General features: G+C 44.4%; 24 protein-coding genes. 2 read left to right on the top strand and 22 right to left on the bottom strand.

Annotated features, from left to right (window positions below):
- Positions 1-10: 10 nt before the first annotated feature.
- The 10 genes from AC3WTJ_RS12525 to AC3WTJ_RS12480 form a co-directional block, all read right to left on the bottom strand.
- Positions 11-889 (bottom strand): carbohydrate ABC transporter permease, encoded by an 879-nt coding sequence (locus AC3WTJ_RS12525; RefSeq protein WP_492522018.1) that lies wholly within the window; start codon positions 887-889, stop codon positions 11-13.
- Positions 890-901: 12 nt separating this feature from the next.
- On the bottom strand, positions 902-1,867 hold the full coding sequence (locus AC3WTJ_RS12520; RefSeq protein ID WP_492522017.1) for an ABC transporter permease: 966 nt from the start codon (positions 1,865-1,867) through the stop codon (positions 902-904).
- Between the two features lie 177 nt (positions 1,868-2,044).
- A complete protein-coding gene (locus tag AC3WTJ_RS12515; RefSeq protein ID WP_492522016.1) occupies positions 2,045-4,396 on the bottom strand; it encodes a helix-turn-helix domain-containing protein in 2,352 nt (783 codons plus the stop codon).
- 185 nt (positions 4,397-4,581) lie between these two features.
- Positions 4,582-5,025, bottom strand: a complete 444-nt coding sequence (locus AC3WTJ_RS12510; RefSeq protein ID WP_127449014.1) for a VOC family protein — start codon at positions 5,023-5,025, stop codon at positions 4,582-4,584.
- Between the two features lie 17 nt (positions 5,026-5,042).
- Positions 5,043-5,927, bottom strand: coding sequence for a TolB family protein (locus AC3WTJ_RS12505; protein WP_492522015.1), 885 nt, complete (start codon positions 5,925-5,927; stop codon positions 5,043-5,045).
- Between the two features lie 34 nt (positions 5,928-5,961).
- Complete coding sequence (locus tag AC3WTJ_RS12500) at positions 5,962-6,660, bottom strand: SDR family oxidoreductase (RefSeq protein WP_492522014.1); 699 nt, start codon at positions 6,658-6,660, stop codon at positions 5,962-5,964.
- Between the two features lie 23 nt (positions 6,661-6,683).
- Entirely contained in the window at positions 6,684-7,136 is a 453-nt protein-coding gene (locus tag AC3WTJ_RS12495; RefSeq protein ID WP_492522013.1) for a VOC family protein, read from the bottom strand.
- A gap of 37 nt (positions 7,137-7,173) precedes the next feature.
- Entirely contained in the window at positions 7,174-8,073 is a 900-nt protein-coding gene (locus AC3WTJ_RS12490) for a carbohydrate ABC transporter permease (protein WP_157324923.1), read from the bottom strand.
- Between the two features lie 18 nt (positions 8,074-8,091).
- Positions 8,092-8,979, bottom strand: a complete 888-nt coding sequence (locus tag AC3WTJ_RS12485; protein WP_492522230.1) for an ABC transporter permease — start codon at positions 8,977-8,979, stop codon at positions 8,092-8,094.
- Between the two features lie 90 nt (positions 8,980-9,069).
- Positions 9,070-10,749 carry an extracellular solute-binding protein gene (locus AC3WTJ_RS12480; RefSeq protein ID WP_492522012.1) on the bottom strand — a complete coding sequence of 560 codons (1,680 nt, stop codon included), beginning with the start codon at positions 10,747-10,749 and terminating at the stop codon, positions 9,070-9,072.
- Between the two features lie 433 nt (positions 10,750-11,182).
- Between AC3WTJ_RS12480 and AC3WTJ_RS12475 the strand changes: the two genes are divergently transcribed.
- Complete coding sequence (locus AC3WTJ_RS12475; RefSeq protein ID WP_492522011.1) at positions 11,183-12,043, top strand: 3-keto-disaccharide hydrolase; 861 nt, start codon at positions 11,183-11,185, stop codon at positions 12,041-12,043.
- Here the strand turns inward: AC3WTJ_RS12475 and AC3WTJ_RS12470 are convergent.
- A complete protein-coding gene (locus tag AC3WTJ_RS12470; RefSeq protein ID WP_492522010.1) occupies positions 12,040-13,083 on the bottom strand; it encodes a LacI family DNA-binding transcriptional regulator in 1,044 nt (347 codons plus the stop codon). The two genes, AC3WTJ_RS12475 and AC3WTJ_RS12470, sit on opposite strands and share 4 nt — an antisense overlap.
- Positions 13,084-13,187: 104 nt before the next feature.
- On the opposite strand from AC3WTJ_RS12470, the gene AC3WTJ_RS12465 reads away from it, so the two are divergent.
- Positions 13,188-14,021: a sugar phosphate isomerase/epimerase family protein gene (locus tag AC3WTJ_RS12465; RefSeq protein WP_492522009.1), complete on the top strand. Its 834-nt coding sequence runs from the start codon at positions 13,188-13,190 to the stop codon at positions 14,019-14,021.
- 79 nt (positions 14,022-14,100) lie between these two features.
- Here the strand turns inward: AC3WTJ_RS12465 and AC3WTJ_RS12460 are convergent, their stop codons facing one another.
- The 11 genes from AC3WTJ_RS12460 to AC3WTJ_RS12410 form a co-directional block, all read right to left on the bottom strand.
- On the bottom strand, positions 14,101-15,300 hold the full coding sequence (locus AC3WTJ_RS12460) for an MFS transporter (RefSeq protein WP_492522008.1): 1,200 nt from the start codon (positions 15,298-15,300) through the stop codon (positions 14,101-14,103).
- A 61-nt stretch (positions 15,301-15,361) separates the two neighbouring features.
- Entirely contained in the window at positions 15,362-15,961 is a 600-nt protein-coding gene (locus tag AC3WTJ_RS12455; protein ID WP_492522007.1) for a TetR/AcrR family transcriptional regulator, read from the bottom strand.
- Between the two features lie 106 nt (positions 15,962-16,067).
- Positions 16,068-17,258: an oxalate decarboxylase family bicupin gene (locus tag AC3WTJ_RS12450; RefSeq protein WP_492522006.1), complete on the bottom strand. Its 1,191-nt coding sequence runs from the start codon at positions 17,256-17,258 to the stop codon at positions 16,068-16,070.
- 172 nt (positions 17,259-17,430) lie between these two features.
- On the bottom strand, positions 17,431-18,102 hold the full coding sequence (gene deoC / locus AC3WTJ_RS12445) for a deoxyribose-phosphate aldolase (protein WP_492522005.1): 672 nt from the start codon (positions 18,100-18,102) through the stop codon (positions 17,431-17,433).
- A gap of 30 nt (positions 18,103-18,132) precedes the next feature.
- A complete protein-coding gene (deoR, locus tag AC3WTJ_RS12440) occupies positions 18,133-19,089 on the bottom strand; it encodes a DNA-binding transcriptional repressor DeoR (RefSeq protein WP_492522004.1) in 957 nt (318 codons plus the stop codon).
- A gap of 285 nt (positions 19,090-19,374) precedes the next feature.
- Positions 19,375-19,692 carry an NIPSNAP family protein gene (locus AC3WTJ_RS12435; protein WP_492522003.1) on the bottom strand — a complete coding sequence of 106 codons (318 nt, stop codon included), beginning with the start codon at positions 19,690-19,692 and terminating at the stop codon, positions 19,375-19,377.
- Between the two features lie 39 nt (positions 19,693-19,731).
- Positions 19,732-20,685, bottom strand: a complete 954-nt coding sequence (locus AC3WTJ_RS12430; protein WP_492522002.1) for an aldo/keto reductase — start codon at positions 20,683-20,685, stop codon at positions 19,732-19,734.
- Between the two features lie 60 nt (positions 20,686-20,745).
- Positions 20,746-21,945: an MFS transporter gene (locus AC3WTJ_RS12425; RefSeq protein ID WP_492522001.1), complete on the bottom strand. Its 1,200-nt coding sequence runs from the start codon at positions 21,943-21,945 to the stop codon at positions 20,746-20,748.
- A 187-nt stretch (positions 21,946-22,132) separates the two neighbouring features.
- Complete coding sequence (locus AC3WTJ_RS12420; protein WP_492522000.1) at positions 22,133-23,875, bottom strand: ABC transporter ATP-binding protein; 1,743 nt, start codon at positions 23,873-23,875, stop codon at positions 22,133-22,135.
- Positions 23,876-24,070: 195 nt separating this feature from the next.
- Complete coding sequence (locus AC3WTJ_RS12415) at positions 24,071-24,775, bottom strand: aspartate/glutamate racemase family protein (RefSeq protein WP_492521999.1); 705 nt, start codon at positions 24,773-24,775, stop codon at positions 24,071-24,073.
- A 15-nt stretch (positions 24,776-24,790) separates the two neighbouring features.
- Positions 24,791-25,681, bottom strand: coding sequence for a LysR family transcriptional regulator (locus AC3WTJ_RS12410; RefSeq protein ID WP_492521998.1), 891 nt, complete (start codon positions 25,679-25,681; stop codon positions 24,791-24,793).
- Positions 25,682-25,686 lie beyond the last annotated feature (5 nt).

Below are 25,686 nucleotides of genomic sequence, written 5' to 3'. Positions count from 1 at the left end.
AATTTATATATCATTCCTTAACAGAACCGACCATAACACCTTTTGCGAAATGCTTCTGCAGGAATGGGTATACTAGGATAATAGGTACTGTAGCAACAACAACGGCTGCCATCTTTAAGGTTTCTTTCGGCATTTCTTGTTCAGAAGCAATTTGGCTGGCAAGGTCGCCTCCGCTCGTAGACGAGTCAATCAGCATATTCTGCAGCAAGACTTGAAGCGGCCACTTGTCAAAGTCATTAATGTATAAAATAGCGTGGAAAAAGACATTCCAATAACTAACCGCATAGAAGAGTCCGAAAGCCGCCAAAGAGGGAAGGGATAAAGGCAAGATGACTTTTAGCCAAATGCCCAAATCATTGCTGCCGTCGATGCTAGCTGCCTCTTCCAAGCTCACGGGTATACTGTCGTAGAAACTTTTCATCAGAAAGATGTACCATCCACTCGTTAAAGCCGGAATGATCAGCGACCAAATACTATTAATAAGCCCAAGGCTTTTGACAACCAGATACGGTGGAATAATGCCAGGATTAAACAAAATTGAGATCAGCACAAGCAGCAGCAGTACTTTTCTACCCCTCAAGCGTTTTCTGGACAAGGAATAAGCAAAACTTGATGTAACCGCAAGGCTTAAGACTGTTCCCACAATAGCGAGAAAGGCACTATTGCCCCCGGCCCGAATAAATGCGCCAGTAGATAACAAATATTTATAATTAACGAGTGTCCATTCCGATGGCAAAATGAACGCACCCGCTTTCTGGATGTACTCGGAAGGCGTAGCAAAGGAGACAATTACGATATAAATAAAGGGTATTATCGTAACGATCCCAGCAAAAATAAGGATGATCGTAACCAAGAGATCAAAAGTCAATCCCTTCACATTTCTTGTCATTGTCCAGCCTCCTCAATATAAGCCATCTTCCCCAAATTTTTTGGCCAGCCAGTTGGTCGATACGACCAGGATCAAGGCCACAACGGATTTAAATAGCCCTACCGCCGTTGTAAAACTAAACTGCCCATTCTTGACCCCCATGCGGAAAACATAGGTTTCAAAGACATCCGATACACTGGAAACCGCGCTGCTGGTCATCAAATATACTTGTTCAAAACCGACGTCCATGACTTGACCAAGCCTTAATATCAGTAAGGTAATGACCACATTCCGAATTGAAGGCAAGGTGACATACCACATCTGATGCAGTCGATTCGCACCGTCCATCTTGGATGCTTCGTAAAGAGCCGGATCTGTGCCGGCAATTGCCGCCAGGAAGATAACTGTTCCCCATCCCGCTTCTTTCCATATTGACTGTAACGTAAGCATGATCCAGAAATAATTGGGATTCGTCAGAAAATCGATTTTCTCGAAGCCCATCATGGCAACGACATTATTGATGACCCCTCCAGTACGTGAAAATAATAGGAAGGTCATGCCTGCTATAATGACCCAAGAAAAAAAATGCGGTAAATATACGATGCTTTGAATCGTTGTTTTAAATTTCATATTGTGAACTTCGTTTAATAGTAGAGACACGATAATCGGTACTGGAAAGAAAAACACTAGATTAAGGAGACTAATCATCATCGTATTTCTAAACAGATTCCAAAATTCGCTGCCAAGGAAAAAACGTTCAAAGTTCTCAAATCCTACCCATTTGCTGTGTAAAAACCCTTGATAGGGCGAGTAATCCTGAAACGCAATCAGAATGCCACCCATCGGTACATACTTGAAAATAAGAAAATAAAGAATGCCAGGCACCGCTAAGAGATACAAATATCGATCCCTTAGAATGTCTTTTACAGCAAGCTGAAATTTCGTTTTTCCTGCTGTTTGTTTGTTTACCTTCCCAACTTCTAGCCAAGTTTTTTGCATGCCTTACCACCTTTCTTCTGTTTCCATATTTCATGCTCTGAATGTACATGAGCGCCCTATTTATCACAATTCAACATTTTCCTGAAACCATTTACCGGGATAATACTTTTTCCTAAAAGCCCGTTTCAAGCCCATTTCAAGGCCATTTTCATAAAAAAAAGACTACATGCTCTCGCATTATAGCCCTAATCCTGCTTCTCTATATTCACCAGGTGTGACACCTTCTGATTTCTTAAACAACTTGTTAAAATAGGAAGGCTGGTAGCCCACTCTCCCGGCAATTTCAGTGACCTTTAAATCCGTGTTTCTTAGCAGCTCCTTAGATTTCTCAATGCGAACTTCAGTCAGGTAATCAATAAAATTTTGTTTGGTGACTTCCGCAAAAACGGCGCTTAATCGCTTCGGCAGGATGCCAATTTTGTCCGATAAATATTCCAACGAGATATCATTCATATATTCCTGAGCAATCATTTCCTTTACCTTATGAATCGTTTGTTTCATTTCGATCCCTTGCTTTTCGGATAAGGCTTTGAGAAAAGGCAGAATCACCGTATTTTTGAACCACTTATTAATCTCATCAATTTCCTTTAGTTTGAACAGCTGTTCATACAAATTGATTCCCTGGCTGGCGCTGGCATGGGCTACGTCAAGCTGTATCATTGCCCGTAAAACGCTGCTCAGCAGCTGAGCCGTAAATTGTTGGATCTGAAATGCCTTCCCTGCATTATGTTTTAATACCAGATGGAATTCATGCAAGAGCTGAATCGTTTCTTCCTCTGCCCTCATTTGCAGGGCATGAATCAATTCTTTCTCAATTTGGAACGGATAGTCCGGATTTTCTTTCACATATGGAATCAAATCATCTGTACTAAGAATTTGCCCGTGCTCCCCAATTTCCCGAAAATGCAGACATTTCTTGACCTCATCCAATGCTTTGGGCAAATTCTTGAGATCGCTGGTTGGCCTGCTGATCCCTACGGCTACATGTACGCCTAATAATTTGGTAATCATGCTGATTAATTCATTGGAGATTTTATAGAGCTCGCTTTTTATTTGTTCTCTTGGCTTATCATGCTCAAAAGAAACGAGTAAAGAAACGGATAAGTTATGGAGATTGATCACCTCCATATTGGCTTTATCCATGGAAAGCTCTTCAATAATATTGGCAGCCGCGAAAGTGACAAGCTGCTCGTCCCCTTCCACAAATCTTTTGCTTGTTTCAGAAAAGGGAGATAATTGAATGAGAAGCAGCGTAAACTTCTTATTTTCGGTATCCCAACCGTGCCGCTGCAAACGCTCCCGCAGCTCTTTCTCAGAGAAAAAGTAGAGCTGATCCTGTATCAATTGCAGCAAGAAGCCTTTTTTTATGCTGTATCGATTCTCTTCCAATAAAGATTGAAACAACTCACTTTTGCGCGTAATATTAAGCCATTTGTCTTCTATGAACTTGATTTCGTCCGAACGATCTTCTTCTTCCGGTATTTTGTTGCTTATTCCCCCGCCAAACATTTGGACCAAACGCTTAATCGGCCGATACATGCGTTGAGAAGCAAACCAAGACAATAAAGCGGCCATGACAATCCCCAAAAAACTTACACCTAACATAAGCTTAGAAGTTAATGTAATCGGTTGCATCACTTGCGAAATTGGCGTGGCAATCACATATCTCCATCCGGAGCGGGAGAATGTGGCAGAAGCAACGGAGTACTCCTCGCCTTCCCACTTCACAGTGAAAGACTCCTGATCCGCAACATCCTTTAATACTTTGCTTCTAATTACATTTTTTAAGGGTTGCTTGGAGGCGTCCGTCTCTTTGCCCGATGTGATCCAATCGCCATTCGGCTTCATAATAAAAGAAATCCCATTCTCATATGGATTCAATTGGGTAATTTCTTTATCAATCATGTTTTTGTCCAAATAGACGAAAAGAGCGCCATATGGCCTCGTACTTATGAACGGAAGCTTGTGTACCAGGACTAAAGGAAACAATGACGAAGAATCGCTTGGATAAAAGTTTTCTGCGTCACTCCAGTACATCAAGTCCTCCGATTTCAGGACCGAATCATAGGCTGACTTGTTCGAATCATCTTTGAGCCAAATGGCTCCTCGATCATTAGAAGCTAACATCTGCTGATTGTCTAAAAATAAATCAATCCTCATGATCATGGGATCCGAGCTTTGGGTCACAGCTAACCATCTGTAAATGTCCTGCATGACCTGAAACTCTTCTATGAAATTAGCATGCCTAATCTTTTCATCAAAAATGGAATTAGCTGCCCCTTTGTCCACCGTCATCTCAAGCTGCGAGAACTGCTCATCGAACCGTTTGAACACTTGCTCCAGCTGGTACTTATTTTTTTGGTATACTTCTTTTTCCACTTGATTAATACCAATTAGGTAAGTGCTGATTCCAATAATTGCAGTAGGGAAACTAGTTACGATCAATACAAAAATCAGGCTTTTCCGAAAATAATTGCCACCCAACCCCCGCTTGTACACTCGAAATTTCAACATGGACAGTACACTCATACAAATCTCCTTATATCTGAGATTGAAACAGAAAAAAGGTGCTGCAAGTATCATGGCTATGTAATATAAATTTCGACATATTTAGCCATTATCCTTTCTGCTGAGTCGAATAACGAAATTAAAAAAGCGCTAACACTGTTCTACTAGAACGGTGTTAACGCTTAGTCCTGGCATGAAATGTACATTTAATCAATATCAAGAAGTTCAAGAATGACGCCCAAATCGTCGGTACTTTCTACATAAGCATATTTATTGCCATTTTGAATAAGAGGGAACCCGAATTCCTCCAGTTTGGCAGCTGTTTCCAACATTTTATTTTTTGCCTTAAATGCGATGTGATGGACTCCCGGACCTTTTGTTTCAAGGAATTCCTTCCAAGTTGAAGGATCGTCTGTAGGTTCAATGAATTCTATGACGACATTCTCCATATGAAAAAATGAAAGTCGCACTCGCCCTTGGGTAGGTTTCCCCATGTAGCTGACGGTGTCGCTGCCATCTTCATTAGCCATGATGATCGTGGGAGCCGGGACTCCTAAAAGCTCGGCAAAGCGATGGGTCGCCTTTTCCACATCACGTACGATCATAGCAATCTGACAAACCAAAGTTGTACCCAGAATCGTCTGTTCCATCGTTTTTCTCCTTTACTTTAAGAAGGTTGTATACGATAACTAACAAAAGCCAAATGCCTGCTGTCAGGCGACCAGGAATTGACGTTAAGAGTTCCCTGTCCTCCAAAAAGCTCGACAACGGTTCGATAACTGCCTCCAGTGCTGGACATCACACGAATTTCTACATCTTTGTTAGCGGGATGGTCCCCGGGAGCGACATCGCCTTTGCGATAAGTGATATAAGCCACCAGTTCTCCATCCGGAGATACATGCGGAAACCAATTATTGCTCTCATCAACCGTCATTTGGGTCTGTTCACTGCCGTCGGCATTCATTCGCCATACTTGCATAAGACCTGTTCGTACCGAGTTGAACCAGATATGTTGACCGTCAGGCGAATATTCAGGACCGTCATTTAACCCCGTTGTAAACGTTAATTGTGTTTCTATGCCCCCATTCACAGGAATGGTGTAGATGTCGTATTCGCCATTCCGCTCCGCACAATAAGCTAATGTGCTTCCATCCGGTGACCATCCGTGCAAATAGCTTGGCGCTATCGGCGTAATGAGTGTCGGATCGCCACCCTGCAAAGGGAACGTATAGATGCGAGATAGACCGTCCTCGTGAGTGTGATGGCTTACCGCAACAAAAGCGTTATCCGGTGAGAGCACATGGTCGTTATTGCATTGAATAGCGTAACCGGATTCTATGGCTGTGCTGTCCCTTGTCAAGATGTGAAACTTATAAAGACGGCCTAAGCTATTATACACAAGGTGGTCGCCGTCACTCGTCCAATTGGGTGCTTCAATTAGAAAATCAAATTCAGCCAAGATGGTCCGTTCGCCAGTCATCACATCGACTGTTTCCAACATACTGATTACGTTTCTTTTTTCTACCTTCCGTGGTTCCTTTAACGTATTCATCGCGAATCTCCTTCGTTTTCAATTCGCCTAACGATTAAATAGGCATCGGTTCTCCTTTGTAATTGACAAAAAAGGTTTCCGGATCAATCACTTTTTTCATTTCGAGGATATCGATGATGCCATTAGCACTTTCGACAGGATCTCCGGGAGCTTTCTCGCCGCCCATGTCTGTCTTAATCCAGCCAGGGTGAATGGCGTACACACGGATTCCTCTGTTTTTTACATACCTTTTAAGCTGTTTAGAGAACATGTTGATCGCCGTCTTGGAAATGGCATAAGGAAAATCTCCCCCGTAAGCGTTGGACATACTGCCTGCTTCGGACGAAATGTTAAGAATGGCTCGCGAGCTGCCTTCCTCCATGAGAGGAAGCATATGTTTGATGAGCATCATTGGGCCAAACAAATTAACTTCGAAGGAACGAACCACATCCTCGATAGGCAATTCTTCTAGAGCAACACCTCTTCCGAGCAAAATTCCCGCGTTGTTTATAACGGCATCAACCGTTTGTTGATCTTCACGTAACGTTTCCGCTAACCGGGCAATCGATTTTTCGTCGCATACATCGAGCTGAACAGGCTTAACTTGGCCGGGGAAACGGCTGACCAGTTCCAACAATTTCACATCTTCCTGCGGTGAACGATTTCCCGCTATGACCTTGTGCCCTCTCTCTACGGCAGCGAGTGCCAATTCATACCCAAGACCACGATTGGCACCGGTAATGACGATATTCATGCATGCTCCTCCTTTTGCCCCTGCTAAGCTCGGGGTTTGATGTTTAAATTAACGCCCAAATCATCCTCAGCGTCGACAATTGTCCAGCTGCTGCCAGGGTAATAACCAATCGTCCGCATGGCATAACCCATCTCCTCCAACTCGCCGATGATGGCATCACGTTTCTCGCCTACCTGGAAGCCTAGATGATGTACCCCGTTGCCATGTTGATCAAGAAACTCCCTGAAAGTGCTGTCCTTCTCATCAGGTTCGTGCAATTCAATAACAAAATTGCCAACTCGTATATTCGCTAGCTTCAGGCCGTAGTAGGCGGGTTTGCCACGATAAGTCAAATCGGGGTTATGTGCAGGAGGCAGATAACGAATTTCCGGCACAGGAAAATTTAATAGATTTGCCCATGCCTCAGCAGCTTTCTGGATATCATTTACGACAATCGCGATTTGAATAAAGCCATCGAAACTAATGTTATTTTTCATAATTTCACCTTCCAATTTTTATTTTCGCTTCTTCGGCCTATTCCTTCACACTGCCCATTACGAGCCCGGTTGTAAAATACTTTTGCAAGAAAGGATAAATGCATAAAATCGGAATCATGGCCAAGAACATTTGTGCAGCTCCCGTCGTTCGGGCACTGACCATGGACAAATATTTGGATAAGTTGCCGCTAAGATCCGTGTTGTTCCGAATAAATTCCTCCGGATTCACGACAACCGTTTGCAAATAGGTTTGTAAGGGATAGTTTTGAATTTTGTTCATATAAATCATGCCGTCAAACCAGCTGTTCCAGTGATCTACGAATGAAAAAAGCGTTACTGTCGCAAGTGTGGGTATGGAGACCGGCAAAACCACACGGATTAGTGTCTGCACATGACTCGCACCATCCATATACGCTGCCTCCAGCAATTCCTTTGGCAGACTGCGCATATAATTCATGACAACGAGCATGCTGAACACGGGAAGTGCTCCTGGCAAAACAAGCGCCCAGATCGTATTCATTAATCCGGTGCTTTTCACGACCATATAGGTAGGAATTAATCCGGCGTTAAAGAGAATCGTCACAACGAAAAACCATGAGAAAATACTCCGCGCACCAAAATCTTCTTTTGATTTCGAGAGAGGATAGGCGGTCAGAATGATCAATAATAAATTGAGCGGAACGCCGATGGCCGTTCGTTTAATAGAAACCAGCAGCGACATGAAGAACTTCGATGTATTCGTAATAAATTGGTAAGAGATCGTTGTAAATCCCACTGGGAAAAAAGTAACCTCCCCTGCCGCTACGGCTACTTTATCCGAGAATGATACGGCCAACAGGTTGATAAAAGGCGCAATGCATAAAAGTGCAACAAGCAGCAGGAATATGGCATTGCTCACTAGGAATATTTTGCGTGATAGGGAAGCCTTTATTCCCATGGTCATCTCTCCTTTCCGTTAAAAGACTCTATATCCGGTTAATTTGTCCGCCAAGTAATAAGATACGACGATAAAAATTAGCGATACACACGATTTAAACAGGCCAGCCGCAGTGGAGAGCGCATATTGCGCCTGTTCAATGCCTAGACGGAACACGAAGGTATCCAAAATATCGCCGGTAGAGTAGACCACGGGACTGTACATATTATAGATTTGATCGAAACCGCCATTGAGAATATTGGCAAGACCCAACACGGTCATCAGTACGACCATCGATGAGATGCCGGGCAGGGTAATATGCCTGGTCTGCTGCCAACGGTTTGCGCCATCAATGACTGCGGCTTCGTATAGTGCAGGATCTATGCCTGTGAGAGCAGCCAGATAAATAACCGATCCGAATCCAAAAGTTTTCCAAATATCGCTGATGACCATTGTTGCTGGAAACACATTCGGGTTACCCAGGAAAAAGATAGGTTCAATACCAAGCTTGGATAGAAGGATATTGACAAAACCCTCGTTCGGTGACAAAAGATTTAATAAAATTCCCGATAAGATAACCCAGGACAAAAAGTGCGGTAAATACACCAGCGTCTGAAAAATACGTTTGGTTAATTGATTCCTGACTTCGTTGAGCAGCAAGGCGAACCCCACTGGAACAACAACGCCTGCAATCATTTTGCATAAGGCGATTACAACCGTATTGCGAATGACCAACCCTATATTCGGCATAGAAAACAACGTAACGAAATTTTGAAAGCCTACCCATTGTTGGTTCCCGAACATCCCTTTCGCCGGAATAAATTTCTGAAAAGCGATGATTACGCCGGCCATAGAACCATAGCTGAAGATTGCAACCAGAACGACAGCGGGGAGCAGCATGAGATATAACGGTAGTTCTCTTAGCATCTTGTCTTTTCGTTTCAGACTCGCAAACACCACTTCACCACCTGTCAATGATTTACTGTGAGATATCACCCACCACTGCCATCTAAACCTTTATTTGGCCGGGTACATTTTATCCAGTTCGTCAAGTGATTTTTGACCGCCTGCCTTCAACCACTGCTGTACAAAGGTATCGAAATAATCGACAGGCTTAGCTCCTGTTATGATATCCGTAAAGGTCGTGATGGTCAGGGTGTCCAAGGAAGCAACGTTCGTTAACCATACGTCGGGCCTTTGAATGCCCAGGATACTCTGGACGATGGCCTTGTCGGGGATATATTTGTTCAAAACGATGGGTAAAGAGCCTGACTTGGACATTTGACCCCAAGTACCGAAGGCATTGTCATCTTTGGCAAGAGTTCCATTTTCAAAGCCGGCAATATAGTCATATAAGGGCTTTGCGGCAGGAGGAAGGCCTTCGGACGAGCCTTTATCCATAGCTTTCAGCAAATCTGCTGCGTAAACCTCACCCGGTTGATCGATGTAAATTGGCGATAAGCGATATTGCTCATTAGCCCAATATTTATCGTAGACATCCTTAGTTGAATAATTAACGGTCTCATCGTACAGATTTAGCATTTTAATGACGGCTTCGGGGTTTTTGTAATCTTTCCTTACCATCGTCATCTGGCCTACAGCATTACTCTCGATACCAATCTTGTAATCGTAGCCGGACTGTGTGGGGATTGGGTAGGGACGTACGATGACACCATCTTTTTTATAGACATTATTGTAAGGATACCAGGTGCCCCAGTTGCTGCCGAAAGCCATACCGATCTTGCCGCTGGTGATATCTTCTACGAGTGCTGATTCGCTTTTGGAAGTAAAATCCTTATTGATAAGTCCTTGTTTATACATATCTGCCAATGCAGCAAGCGCCGGCTTCATGTTCGGCTGAATCCAGGCAAACGTCATTTTGCCATTTTGATCACGATAAAACATGCTTTCGTCGCGCCCAGGTACGCCAAACGCGGAAACCAAACCAAGAATGCTGGCATGATTTTGTCTGATGAGATCCTTGTTCAGGGCAAGCCCAATCGTGTCACCATTCTTACCATTTCCATCCGGATCTTCGGTGGCAAACTTCTTAGCTAGAGCAATAAGTTCTTCGATGGTCTTGGGCGGTTGAGAATTCGTTCGCTTAAGCCAGTCTTCACGTATCCACAGAAACGGCGCTTCGTGGAAGTTATCGTTCATTCGAGGTATCGCATAAAGTTTGCCGTCTATCGTAGCTCCCTTAAAGGAATCGGCAAATCTCTTTTGATATTCCTTAATGGAATCCGTCGCATATTTGTTATACACCTCAGTGAGATCAGCCAGCTGCCCATTCTGTGCCAACTGCAGAAAAACGTTTGTATCCTGCGTTTTGAATACGTCCGGCAGATCGCCTGAAGCAATGATGGCATTCAGTTTATTTTTATATGCATCGGTACTGCTGTCGGCCGTGAAAGCAACCTGAAGATCAATATTGAGCTTATCTTTGAACAAGCGGCTCCAACGGTTATCTTCCCAAGTTTCATTGTCCAGGAGTTTGGAAGCTGCTGCTGTTTGAACACCCCAGGTCATGGTGACCGGTTTCTGATATTTCCCATTGGCGTCCATGTTTTCTGAAGGATTGCTAGTGCTTTGTCCATCAGACCCCGTGGTAGCGGTTTCACAAGCTGAAATAGTAAAAACCGTCAGTAGGGCCACCAAGGTGTGCGGTAGGACTCTTTTGATTTTCAGCTCTTTCACGTGTAATTCCTCCTGTATTTGGATTGTTATTATGACACAGCTTTGTAAGCTATGATAAAGCTAAGGCTGATGAACATGTAACCAAAACCTGCATACAGTTTCTAACGTGTTCCGCTTTGTAAACACGCGTTTATTTTTTAGTGTAACTAACCATTGAAATGTCAAAAACCGACTGAACGCGCGTTAATTATGGCACAAAAAAATATCAGTCTTCTAACCCGCCATTTCCAAGCTTCAATCTGCCACTAACTTTGTGAACACGTGTCTATGGACTCATCATACACAACCGATAAAAGCGCTGTCAACCTTTAATTTCTACACTTTTCTAAATAAAAACTTTCACCTCTTATAATCGCCATTGTCTAAACACGCGTTTATGATATAATTATCAAACAGAGAATTTTTCACTCATTGTTGAACACAAGGAGGTATTATGGAGAAAAACGACGCAAATTTCATCCCCATTTTTGATGGCAAAACGCTCACAGGATGGCATTTCGTTCCCCGCTTGCCTGTTCCCCGCGCTCCCGGCGAACCTGGCCCTGATCCTACCACCGAGAAATACCAACGAGCTGCGCAGACATGTGGAAAATGGACCGTTGAAGACGGTGCTATCACAGGCCGGCAGGATCCGCCTGGATCCGGTTATGGCGGTTATCTGCTTAGCGACGGGCTTTACGGGGATTTTGAATTAATTTTCGAGGCGCGCCCCGATTGGCCGGCGGATACCGGCATCTTGGTCCGTGCTTCAGCGCTTGGCTCTCAAGGATTCCAAATCCTTCTGGATCACCGCCGTTCGGGAAATATCGGTGGTATTTATGGCAATGGGATCGGTGGCTTCCATGGCATTTCTTTCACGCTTGATGCGACATATGATGCGCAAGGAAATCCCACAGGGCTGCGACTGGAAGATCCCTCAACAACCATTGAACCCCTTACACCCGACAAACCCGCACTGCTTGATTACGCAGCCAACGGCGAGGAATTCCTGTCCATATGGAAATGGAATGATTGGAATACATTCAAAATTCGTGTAGTAGGGGCATCCCCGCGAATCACCGTACATATTAACGATATGAAAATTTCAGAAATGAATACTGCGGATCTGAAGCATCCTTGCTATGATGCAGCTAAAGTCCGGGAACTCCTTGGTTCAAAAGGACATATCGCGTTTGAAATCCATGATAATGATCCCGGAATGGGAGAGGCACGCTGGGCATCAAACGCAGCTTGCAGATGGCGCAATATTCGAATTCGGGAGCTTAGTCAACCGGGGAACGAAACAACGATTTAAATTCTTCGACATGATTCTCTGACCACAAGGCTGCAATCAACCGTAATTTCTTTTATATCCGTAGTCTTCTGTTCAATTTTTGTGATTAAACAGGAGGTCATGCGTTTCAACATGTCGCTAAAATCAACACGTATCGTCGTCAAAGCGGGATGATGTTTTTCACTTAGAGCATGATCATCAAATCCAATCATGGATAGATCTTCAGGGACACGCAGCTTATGCTCTTTCAGCGCCCGAATGGCTCCAAACGCTACACTATCGTTCGCTGCAATGATCGCTGTTGGCAGATCCGTTTCTTGACTCATTAGTTTTTGTATAACTTTATAACCGCTTCTCTCATGAAAATCGTCGCCATTCAGAACCCAGTTCGGATTCACCAGCAAGCCGCACATGCGCATCGCTGTTTTGTAGCCTTCAAATTTGGTCTGACCGGATAGACGATTCATATCCCCATTAATGACACCAATTTTGGTATGGCCAAGTCCTGCCAAATAGGCTACGGCCTGTTTCATGCCCGAGTCATTATTAAATTTGGATACGATTCGATTCGGTTCCGGATGATCCGAAAGCGTTTGATCAACGATGCCGATCACAAAACCTTCATCGACTAATTCTTCAATGAACGGTTCATGAATGGCTGCTCCGATAAAGATGCCTCCATCGATTCTACGTTGGAAGAAGATCTCTTTTACGTTTTTGATCATTTCCGTATCCTTGGCATCACGAATAATGTGGGTAAGCACATAATAACCGTACTCGGAAGCGTGTTCGATAACACTAACGATCAGCATATTTGTCAGCATATCGCCGGACACGTTCCCTTGCTCAATGAGAAACAGGCCAATCGTACGCGCCCGCTTCCCAGCAAGGACCTGGGCAGACACATTCGGGAAATAATTATATTGTTGTATCACTTTCAAAACCTTCTCGCGCGTTTCAGCAGGTACATTGGAATAATTGTTGATGACCCTGCTTACCGTGCTCCTGGAAACCCCGGCAAGCTTAGCTATCTCTGTGCTGTTGATCTCTGTTTTTTTCATGTTGCTCATCCTCTTTCGTGAACGCGTGTTTACGCACATCATACACATGCCTAGAAATCGTTGTCAATATTTTTTAATATCAATTTACAAAAGGTGGGGTTCCGATGCGTCTTGGCGGTCAAGTATTTCTGAATGAGAAAAACCCGGAGAATTGGGCGCTTGCCCTTAAAGAAGCTGGCTTTCGCGCAACAACTTGCCCGATTAGTGGTGAGGAGGATCTCCGTGAGCTTGAGGATTATCTGACCTTGGCCAAACGGTATGACATCCTCATCTCCGAAGTCGGCGCCTGGAGCAATCCAATCAGTCGCAATGAGGAAACAAGACGGAAAGCTATTGCCTATTGCATTAGAAGGCTGGAGTTGGCAGAACGGATCGGCGCGCAATGCTGCGTGAATATAGCCGGATCCCGAGGAGAGCAATGGGACGGGCCGGATCCCGAGAATTTTAGTGAGGACACTTTCGAGCTGATTGTGGAAACAACCCGCGAAATTATAGACGCTGTCAAGCCTGAGCGTACTGTTTTTGCGCTTGAGATGATGCCTTGGATTTTCCCGGATTCCGCAGATTCTTACCTTTCTCTCGTTCAGGCTATTGACCGTAAAGGCTTCGGAGTTCATTTCGATCCTGTGAATATCGTCACGAATCCGCGTACTTATTATCGTAATGGTGACATGATTCGAGATTTTTTTGCGAAGCTTGGACCCTATATTCGAAACTGCCATGCCAAGGATATTCTTCTCAGTGGCAAATTAACCGTCCATTTGGATGAGGTTATCCCTGGTCAGGGCTATCTTGATTACCGGACATTCCTCACAGAACTAAACAAACTTCATCCCGATACTACGCTCATTATTGAGCATCTCTCAAGTAACGAAGCCTATCGGCAAGCTGCGGGGTATATCACAGAAATAGCCTCCGAGCTGAAAATACCATTGTAAGAAAAAACAGAGCCCGCTAACTCGCGGAGCTCTGTTCATCCTTTTTTCTCGTCACACGCGTTCCTCACCAAAAAGATTCTTAGGCCCCCTGCAAGCTGCGTTTTTTGGCTGCAACCGATAAAACGCAACAAATTAACAAGACCAAGCTCGCCAGCGTATATGGATAATTGACATTCAAGTCTAATAAAAAACCAGCTGCAATAGGCCCAACAATGTTACCAAGACTGGTAAAAGCGGAGTTCAAGCCAGCAACATATCCTTGCTGATCCTCAGCCACCATGGACAATTGGGTACTGATTGCGGGGCGTAAGACATCGATCGCCAAAAATACAACAAAGGTAACAGCAAAAATCATCCAGAATTGGTGAACGAAAAGCGTCAGCAGGATAAACAAACCTGCAAAGAAAAGACAAAGAGAAATAACGCGTTGCTCCCCCAAACGATTCAATATCCAACTAAAGGCAGTGACTTGAATGACGGCGCCAGCTATGGAACCGAACGTTATGATAAAGGCGATATCCTTGGGCTGAAAACCAAATTTTCGATCCACAAAAAGTCCATAAATCGTTTCGTAATTAGCAAGTCCAAAAGACATTACAAAAACGATGATTAAACTTAAAAAGTAGGGCTCTTTGTAAGCATTCTTCATTTGTGATAAAAGCCCTTTTCGTTCAACTGCCGCGCTAGGTGGCGTATCTGATCTCTTCTCTTTTGCAGGAAGCGACTCCCGTAAAATAAACATGGTGATGCACGCCGCGAAAAGTCCCGCAGCCGCCGCGGAGTAAAAAGGTACGCGAATTCCAAATTCAGCGATATAACCGCCTATACCGGGTCCAATAATAAAACCCGTCGTAATCGAGGCTGTAATATACCCCATTCCTGCCGCTCGCTCTTCCGGAGTCGTGATATCCGCTGCGTAAGCCATAACGGCCGGCATAATCATAGCTGCACTGATACCGCCTAGCATCCTTGAAACAAATAACAGGGCAGGCGAACTGGCTAATCCAAATATGCCCTCAGAGACGGCGAACACAATCATGCCGATGACGATCATCTTTTTCCTGCCAAATGAATCAGCCAAACGGCCGGCCAATGGCGAACAAAGAAACTGCGTCAGCGAAAACGAAGCAATCAACAACCCGATAACTCCTCCGGTGATCCCTAGACTATCCATAAATTTAGGCATAATAGGGATAACAAGCCCTATTCCCGAAAAGACTAGAAAAAGATTAAGCATAAGTACTAATAAGGCTCCTTGATGTCTTGTCAATAATGTCATTTAAATTCCTCCCAATCTCGAAAAACACTGAATATATATTCAGTATTATTGCAAAAAAAAGCTAGCGGATGGGCTTGGCAATGCCCTGCAGAAACACATCCACAGCCAACCGATAGGTCGCTAGCGCTTCCACTCGTTCCATTCTCCGGCAATGCTGACTTAAACCGAGCAACAAGCTGTCCAAAATAATCGCGTGCCCGGAGACATTCGAAATTTCGAATTCATGGTTATCGATTCCCTTTTGAAGCAATTCCCGATTAAAGTCAATGTACCCTTTAACCATTACGTTTATTCGCTCCTCCACATCCGGAGCTTTCTCCGCATTATTAAAAAACTCGTCAGCTGCCCTCGTCAACGGATGACTCAGTTGATCAAGCGCCAAATATTCGACCATGCCGTATAATTTATCGGTTGTCGTCAGGTACAACTTCTCTTTAACCAACCAATTACTATCCCATTCCCTGTTCCATTCCTCAAGCAAGTATAAAAAAAGCCCTTCCTTGTTCTTGAAATGATAATATATGTTACCTGCACTGCACCCGACTGCTTTTACAATGTCTTCAATAGCGGTTGCTTTATAGCCCTTTTGGGCAAATAAAGCTCTTGCCGCGTCAGCTATCTTCTTCTTTGTTAGCTCGGTCTGCTGTTTCTTTTTATTCACACTTGCTTCACCGCTTTCTGGCTGACAGATCCGGACAATGAAAATCACCTATAATACTGAACATTCATTCAGTATTATAGGTGATAATGAACATCTTTGCAAACACTTATTTGTTCGTTCTTGGGTAAGAAATCCCCGGGTTTTTCACGATAAATTGTTTTTCTTTATTCAATGCCTGCATGAATTCAGGTCCTACATGTAAGTTTTGTGATACGATTTGAGGAGGTGTGAGCGCCATCCATTGATTCAATGAAACATCTTCAAAGCGGTCACTCCTGAACATCTCCAAAGCCCACACGCTTTCATTTCCCGTGTTTTGAATATAGTGCCCGAACGCCCGCGGTACATATCCCACATCGCCAGCACGATAATTAAACGTACGTGCCGTACCATTGGGTGCCATAACTGTCATGCGCGCCGTACCCGAGATATAATACTGCCATTCATCCGCGTTTGGATGCCAGTGCATCTCTCTCATCGAACCCGGTTTGATTTCAAGTAACGCTGCGGATATTTGAGTCGAAATAGGGAAATTTCTTGAATCCACGATACGCACTTCACTCCCGCCCGGGGTTATAATCGGCTCTTGTGCAAGCAGTCGATGTTTAAAGGGCAATGGCACCGTACCTTGAGGGTCTGCCACCTGTTGGCTTTCTATGGGACCGGGCACTTCGGATTGAAAAATGTACACCTGATGGTTGGGGATATTGTTAAAAGCACTTTGGGGAACGCCAAAATTCGCTGAAAGAACTTCCTTTGGTGTATGTGCGAAGAAATCAGAGATAGCTAATGTATTAAGATCAGAGAAATTACCGTCCGGGAAAACGAGCAAAAACTCCGTACCTTCCTCGAGTCCTTGAAGAGAATGCGGAATCCCTGGAGGGAAGTACCAGAGGTCTCCTACGCCTATGTCGGCAATAAAGTTCCTCCCGTTTTGATCGACGGATGTAATGCGTGTTCGCCCCACAAGCACGATCGCCCATTCCGCTTGCTGATGCCAATGCATCTCTCGCACACCACCCGGAGTCAGAGCCATATTCACTCCAGCAACCTCGGTCGCAATCGGAAGTTGTCTAACCGTTACTTCACGTGACCAACCACCGTGATTCAACTGCATATTCGTATCGGAAAAAGAGAATTTCAGATTGGGAAGCGAACCGGCATCGGTGACAGGAGAAACCAGCATGTCAGGATTCTCCTTGTCTCGCATAATGTCACGTGGTCCTAAATCCCACCAACCAGCCCCATCACTTCGGATCGGTTGAGGTATATGTTGATTCGGTGTATTGATTTTCATATATTTTGCACCCCGTATTCTAACCACTTCAAAATTTGTCACTGGTTAAGTGCCTATCTTAAGTTATGAATACAGCCCGAAATTGGAAATTTGTCCTCACGATTTGTTTAGCTCATTTGAAACATAAAAAAAGAACAGAACCAAATCCCAGGGATTCGTCTGTTCCTTTTTTTTAATAGCCTTGTCCTTTGCCGCCGGTAACGATGGCGATGCTGGAGCTTGCACCAATCCGTGTTGCTCCGGCCTCAACGATCTTGCGAGCTGTTTCAAGATCGCGCACGCCGCCAGATGCTTTAACGCCCATTTCGGGGCCGACCGTTTTTCTCATCAAAGTAATATCTTCCACTGTTGCTCCGCCATGGCCAAAACCTGTCGATGTTTTCACGAAATCCGCTCCAGCTTCTTTGCAGATCCTACTAGCCGTTACTTTTTCCTCATTGGTCAACAACCCTGTTTCCAAAATCACTTTAACGACCGCTTGGCCGTTGCTCGCTTGAACGACGCCTTCGACGTCTTTTTTCACCGTGTCCAAATCACTGGATTTTAACGCGCCGATATTCAGCACCATATCCACTTCCGTCGCTCCGTTCGCAATGGCGTCGCGTGTTTCAGCCATTTTGGCGAATGTTGTGGTTGCACCCAGAGGAAAGCCAATGACGGTAGTAATGCCTACGCCCGAGCCTTCGAGTTCTTTCGCTGCAAGCGAGACCCACGTTGGATTTATGCAGACTGTAGCAAAGCTGTATTGTTTAGCTTCGCCGCAAATCTTCAAAATTTCACTTTTTGTTGCATCCGGCTTCAGAAGCGTGTGATCTATCATTTGAGCAATATCTTTATTTTCCATGGGATTTACTCCTTTTACTATTCCAATTGTTTATAGTGATTGTTCATTGGCATAAGCCAATAAATGTTGTGCGGTAAATTGATCTGTAATCAATGTATTCGTATAATTACCTTTGATAACACTGTAGATGGCTTCGACCTTTTTCATGCCGCCTGCAACGAGGATTGATTTCTCTTTCGTTCTCAATTCGGCGAGATCGATACCAATCGTACGAAGATTCAATTCTTCACTGCACACTTGGCCTTCCAGATCGATAAATCTGGAGCAAATGTCACCCGCACCCTTTGCGTGGATGATCTCCAGATCGGCTTCGGAGAAATAATTCGCTTTGATCAGCACCGAATCTTCTGAAGGTACACCAACGGTGAACACCGCGATATTCGCACGCTTGCCAATTTCAAGAATTTTGCGGATATGCCGATCCGCCTCAATCGCCTGCTTCACAACTGCGTGATCCACGATCGCTGGCAATGGCAACAAATGCGGAGTAGTATTGAACGCATTACCAAAAAGATGAATAATCTCGGAAGCGTACGTATTCGTCTCCGAATAGCTGACACCACCGTTCAGTTGAACGACAGTCACATCTTTCACAAGCTTATTCGGCAAATGAGTGGCAACCTCGTAGAGCGTTGTTCCCCAAGTCATCGCGATCGTGTCGCCATCCTGCACGACTTCATCTAAATATATAGCGGCTGCTTCTCCAATATATTTCTTAACGATATGATCTTCATATTCAGGGACCGAAGCGACGACCGCCTTTTTGAGCGTGAACTTTGCTTCCAATTGTTCGGCTAAAAGTTCTTTATTTTCGGTCGGATCCATAATTTTGATCTGGACTATCCCCTCTTCTTTTGCCTGCTGCAAAAAACGGGATACAGTCGGACGAGATACGCCTAGCTTCTTGGCTATATCTTGTTGACTATAATCCAATTGGTAGTACATGCGAGCCGCATCTACAATTTTCTCCAGTTTGTCTCCGCCCATGCGTTTCCGTCCTCTTCACATTTTGAAATTATGTTCATGAATTATGAACATAATTTCATATCTATTATAACTCAACTTTTTACATTTTCAAATAGTTGTGGATTTACGCATTTTTAACCCAAATACAAGTTGATAAATAGGGAAAATGAATCTTCTTCCAAATGTTAATTAAACACTTCAAACAGCAAAAAAAACTTCTGGTAGACAGTGCATAACTTTGCACTGCTACCAGAAGGGGATAAATCATCGGGTAAGTTCCCACCCAATTTTCAATTGCCGCAGACATCAAAGCACGAAGTAATCCGCTCTTTTCATAAAAATCTGCTCGACAGATGCAACAATTTTCCCGTCCAGCTCCGATTTCTGCTTTACTTCGTTCCACTCCTTGTCCTGCGAGAAAACTTCCCATTGTCTTGTTCTTTCTTCCATACTTTCATATTTCATCGTGTAATAGAGCTTGGGCTGCTCCTCCAAATCCTCCCAGAAATCACACACCTGCATGCCTAGTCTGGCAAAAATACCTAACGTATGATCGGAGAAACGCTTTCGAATCGCATCGATTCTTCCCGGATGAATGGTATAGATTCTCAACTCATATATCACTCAGCATTCACCTCCATTCTCTCATGATTTGGATCTACCTCAAAACGGAGGCGAATAGACAAAATCTTTACTTACTTCATCGAGTGAATTGAGAACATCCTCGGTAAGCTCAAGGTTAACCGCCTTTAGATTCTCATCGATTTGGTGTTCTCGGGTCGCTCCGGCAATAACCGTGCTTACTGCAGGTTGGTGCAACAACCAGGCCAGCGAAAGAGCCGTGGCCGATGTGCCGATCTCCGCCGCGATCTTCGCCACCTGTTCCCCGACCTCCACGCGAGCGGAGTTCACACGCCGCACGAAGTTAGGATTCATGTCCAACTGTGATCCGCTTGGTACAGAACCTCCCGAATATTTTCCTGTAAGAATTCCTCCTGCCAGCGGGAAATAAGGAATAATGCCAATTCCCTGATCCACGCAGAATGGAAGCAGCTCTCTTTCCACACCGCGGTCAACCAGTGAATAGCCTGGCTGCACCGAAACATACTTCACCAGCCGCTCCTTTTCGCTAATCGACAAGGCTTTCATCATTTGCCAGGCTGCATAATTTGAAGCGCCTACATATCTCACTTTTCCGGACGTCACCAGATCGTCCAAAGCACGAAGAGTTTCTTCAAGCGGAGTCTTTGGATCAAAAACATGAATCTGATACAGGTCAATATAGTCTGTTCGCAAGCGGCGCAAACTGCCTTCGAGTTCCTTTAGAATATGTTGACGCGAGGAACCTCTTGTGTTCGGGCCTTCTCCTCGTTGTATCCCCACTTTTGTCGCAAGGAGCACTTCGTGGCGCCGTCCTTCAAACGCTTCTCCGATGATCTCTTCCGATTTCGTGCCAGTATAAATATTCGCAGTATCAATAAACGTAATCCCATTATCCACGGCATGATGCAGGACTCGAATCGAGGTATTTTTGTCTGCGCGCCCCCCAAATGCATTTGTCCCCAAACCCAGCACCGAAACTTCCAATCCGCTTGTCCCCAAATTCCGATATCGCATAACGAATCCCTCCAGATTTTAGTTTTACAAACTTTATTGCTCGGGAAATATTTCAAGTGTTCACAGTTGCTCGATGACGATCGAATTCCTCCTATTCAATCGTCTTTCCCTGTATAACACCATTCCCATAATAAGTAACGATAGCGCTACAAGTGAGCTTGGTATAAAGAAGATTTTCGGCGTTATCCCCTGAATGAACAGAGGCAAGAAATATCCGATTAAAGAAGCCGTTTGCGAGATGAACACGTATAGGCTTGCCCCAAATCCTGTTCGGTTTAAAAACATCCGCTGCACATACCCCATGGCAACTCCGTACAGAATCGAAACAAAAAACGAATACAATGGCTGAACGGCAAAGAAAACCGGAAGCGAGGTACTGCTCGTATACGTCAAATAGGTGGCGAGTGCGAAACAACCGCCGAGTAAAATAATCTTTTTGCTACCGTACCGTGCCGCCAAGTATCCGCCCAGTGTCATGAAAAACAGCTCGAATACCGCCTGTGCGCTCCATATATAGGACATAATCTCCGGCTTACCGAACAACTTTAATACGACAAGCTGTAAATATAAGCCTCGAATGGCATCAGCACAAGCGAGCATAAGCAGGGCAATCAGCATAACAATGGAGAACGGTTCTCCCTTCACTGCTTGCTTTACTCCCGGTTCACCCGTTGTCTCTTTGTACACCAGCAAGAGAACGACCAAACTTACATAGCCGGCCAAATTCCCCCACAGTACGCCTTTAAACGTTGCAATAAGGAAGATGTTTGCTCCTAACAGCAGCCCCGTAAAAAAACCAATACTATACGTGGCCCGAAGCCATATTTGAGCCATCTCCACAATCTCACCGGCACTGCGGGCAAAATGATTTCTAGCCATGCCAAACAGCTGCCCCATAATCAATCCGGACGGTGCAACGGTTATCGTCATGCCGATGAGAGCACTCCGAAAATCTGATGCATTCATGTAGATGAACAATCCAATTATGCAAAGAATGGCCGCTATTACCGGGAGCTTCTTCTTGTTCTTCAGCCGGTCGCTGATCCAACCAACGGTAATCGTAATGGCCATATTGCAGAACAAGGATACCGCGAAAACAGCAACGATCTGATTTTTCGAAAGCCCTACACTCTCGTTAAGATACACAGCGTTCATAGGCGCTAAAATACCGGTTCCTATGCCGTAGAGAAATAGCATGGTAAGCAGCGTTCTCGCTCCGGGGATCGAAACAAACTTGCGAACATCTCGAATGATTTGCATGTCTACCTCATCATTTATTCTTTATTATCAATTATAAATAGTCATTCCTGTTATGAGAAGGAGTAAATAATTTTATACTAAGTTACCTAGAGTTAAGTGGAGCTGAAGCGGCAAATAAAAAAACAGATATATTCCAATCAATGGAAATACCTGTTTTAAAAAGAAGGCCGATTTGCGGCTTGAGCGTTTATACTTGTAATTCAAACTGCTTGGCATACAGATGGGCATAAACGCCATTTCGTGCCAATAAAACTTCGTGCGTTCCCTGTTCCGTAATGCCGTCCTCTGTCAATACGATAATGCGTTCGGCATTACGGATCGTGGAAAGTCGATGGGCAATGACAATCGTGGTTCGCCCTTTTGCTAATAACTCCAGTGATTCCTGGACCAGACTCTCACTTTCGTTGTCAAGTGCGCTTGTTGCCTCATCTAATATAAGAACGGGCGGATTCTTTAGAAATACGCGGGCGATGCTTAGCCGTTGTTTTTGACCACCTGACAATTTAACGCCTCGCTGCCCGATCTCGGTATGATAACCGTTCGATAAATTCATGATAAAATCATGGGCATTCGCGAGTTTCGCAGCCTCGATAATGGCAGCTTCGTCCGCATCCGGGTTTCCATAGCGAATATTGTCCATTACCGTTCCTGCAAAAAGGAAAATATCTTGCTGCACGACCCCGATATGATTTCTTAATGACCGCAGTTCGAGGTCACGGACATTAATGCCATCCAATAATACATCCCCATGGGTTACTTCATAAAAACGGGGGATCAGGGAGCATAATGTCGTTTTCCCCCCACCGGACGGCCCTACTAGCGCCACATACTCTCCAGGTTGCACGCGTAGGGACACATTATCTAATACAGGGTTCAAGTGGGCTTCATACCGGAAGGAAACCTCCCTAAACACGATGTCTCCATGTACTTCAGGAAGAATCAAAGCATTCGGCTTGTTGGCAATCGTCGGCTTTACATTCATGATTTCCGTAAACCGCTGAAAGCCCGTTATTCCTTCTTGCAGCTGTGAGCTCATATGCGTTAGCCGTTGTATGGGTTCAATCATAAAGCTGATATATAGCAAGAAAGTGATCAAATCCGCTATATGGAGCGTCTCGCGGACGATACTGGCACTGCCAAAGATAATCACCGTAATGGTAATCAGCTGGATGATCGACTCCACAGCGTTGTAGAAATACGCTTCCGCTTTGTATGTTCTCTTTCTGCTATCGAGAAAATGATGATTGGTCCGCTCAAACTTTTCGATTTCGACATGCTCGTTAGCGAACGACTGGACGACGCGGATGCCCGATAGGCTATCTTCTACCTGAGCATTTACGTCCCCGATTCGTTCCTTGTTATTTCTAAGGGCATGATTCAACTTCTTATTGAAATACAATGAAAAAGCGCCTAAAACCGGAAAGAAACAGAACACGGCGATCGTTAAGTTGGCGTTAATGGAAAATAAAATGAAAAATGCTCCAATAAAGCGGACAAGGTATTTCACATAGTCTTCTGGACCGTGATGGTAGAGTTCGGAAAGCAGCAGCAGGTCATTCGTTATCCGAGACATGAGCCGCCCCGTCTTTTCCTTATCATAAAAACCAAAGGAAAGCGTCTGCATATGTGCAAACAGCTCGCTGCGCAAATCTCTTTCCATGCGTGCGCCAACTTCATGACCTTTGTAATCTACAAAGTAATTCCCGATATTTTGGATCGCGACTAAAACAAGCATCAACCCGCCAATTTTATACACGCTGCTTAATGCTGAGGACAAGTCCCCCTTCAAAACGTCTTTCGTTATATGCTGAACGAGCAGCGGAAACAGCAATGTCACAGCAGAAACGATAAAGGAACAAGCCAATACACTAAGAAACAAGGGTAGATAGGGTTTGTAATAAGAAAAAAACTTTTTCACTGGAAAACGCATGGTTTTACCCCTTTTTCGTGTTATTTAACTAACACATCCAAGGGTGTACACCGCTAACCTTTTAAGTAAGGGTTCCACCCTTAGATGCTGGTACGGTGATATAAATCGTTAAGTTTTCCATGTAAAATGCCTCCTCTATTCATTGATGCTTTGATTATAAGCGATATCTGTCGGGAATAGACCCGTATAATTTAGTTATATACATTTATTACTAATTGCATAATCTACAGCGTATTCAGCATGGATTTTCGTTGTATCGAATATAGGAACCTTGCAGTCCAATTGAGATATTAGTATCGTGATCTCCGTGCAGCCGAGAATGACGGCTTGTGCCCCATCTTGGACAAGACGATCGATTATCGCTAAATAAGACTGTTTCGAACTTTCATTTATGATTCCAAGACAAAGTTCCTCGTAGATAATATCATGTACAATCTTCCTGTCTGCTTCATCTGGAACGATGACGTGAAGTCCAAACTTTTCAGTCAGTCTACCCTTGTAAAAGGCTTGTTCCATCGTAAAAGCAGTTCCAAGCAAAGCGACTGTTTTTATTCCACATTTAACAATTTCACTTGCGGTTGCGTCAGCGATATGCAGTACAGGTATGGATACCGATTCATCTACTTCTTTTGCCATCTTGTGCATTGTATTCGTGCATATGACGATGAAATCTGCACCACCGGCTTCGAGTTTTTGAGCTGATTCCATCATGATGTTTGTAGCTTCATCCCATTTCCCTTCATATTGAAGCGTCTTGATTTCGTGAAAATCCACTGAATACATTAAGCTTTTTGCGGAATGATGCCCGCCTAACTTTTCCTTTACGCGTTGATTGATGATTTGGTAATAAAGCAAGGATGATTCCCAACTCATGCCACCTATCAGTCCTATGGTTTTCATAGCCAACACCTCATCTCATAGTTGGGTCTCTTTGGATAAACCCTCAAAATATTCAACAACAATCTCACGAAAATCCAGTGCTGCCGGTGATATGTAACGACTCTTGTGCCATAATAATGCGATTTTTCGCACCACTTCGTGTGTCTCTACTTGCAAATATTTGATTTGTGCTCGATCATTTCTAGCCGTGCTTGGTATGAAAGCTATGCCAATTTCGGCTTCCACCAGATTGACCAACCTTGCCGGTTCATCCCCTTCGTACACATAATGAGGAGTAAATCCAACCGATTTGCACACGGGGTCCATTAAATCGCGTGTACCGTAGCCAACTTTTAGCCCGACAAACCATTCATCCTTCAGCTCACTCAAAGATACGCTGCTTCGATCCGCCAACCGATGCCCCATCGGAACGGCAACAAGGATGGGGTCGATGAAGACGACTTGACATTCGATCTCATCCCTTTCAACAGGAGGCGAGGACAAGCAATAATCGACCTCACCTCGCTCTAGAAGCATAATCATTTCTTCTGTAGTCAGCATTTGTACATGAAATTGAATATTCGGCCGCTTTTTTCGATATTTCCGAAGAATGTCGGGCAATACGCTTGCGCTGGTTACTCCTAATTCAAGCGCGCCATGATCGGGGCTGGCTAAATCGCTAAGCTCCTGCTTCCCCTGTTCCAATTCGAACAAAGCCCTTTCTGCACGCCGAAGAAATCTTCTTCCGAACTCGTTTAGTTGCAACTTCCTGCCGATTCGATCGAATAGCAAGACGCCTAGATCCTCCTCCAGACGTTGAATCGTTTTGCTCAATGACGATTGTGTGACGTGCAGTTTCCGAGCAGCTTCGGTCACATGCTCCGAACGAGCGACCGCAAGAAAATAGTGCAGTTGAAGAAGTTCCATTCCGT

It is taken from the genome of Paenibacillus sp. FW101-FHT12H11 (assembly GCF_058790355.1).
The sequence above is the reverse complement of the archived record's forward strand: the minus strand, read 5'-3'. Positions and strand labels throughout refer to the sequence as shown.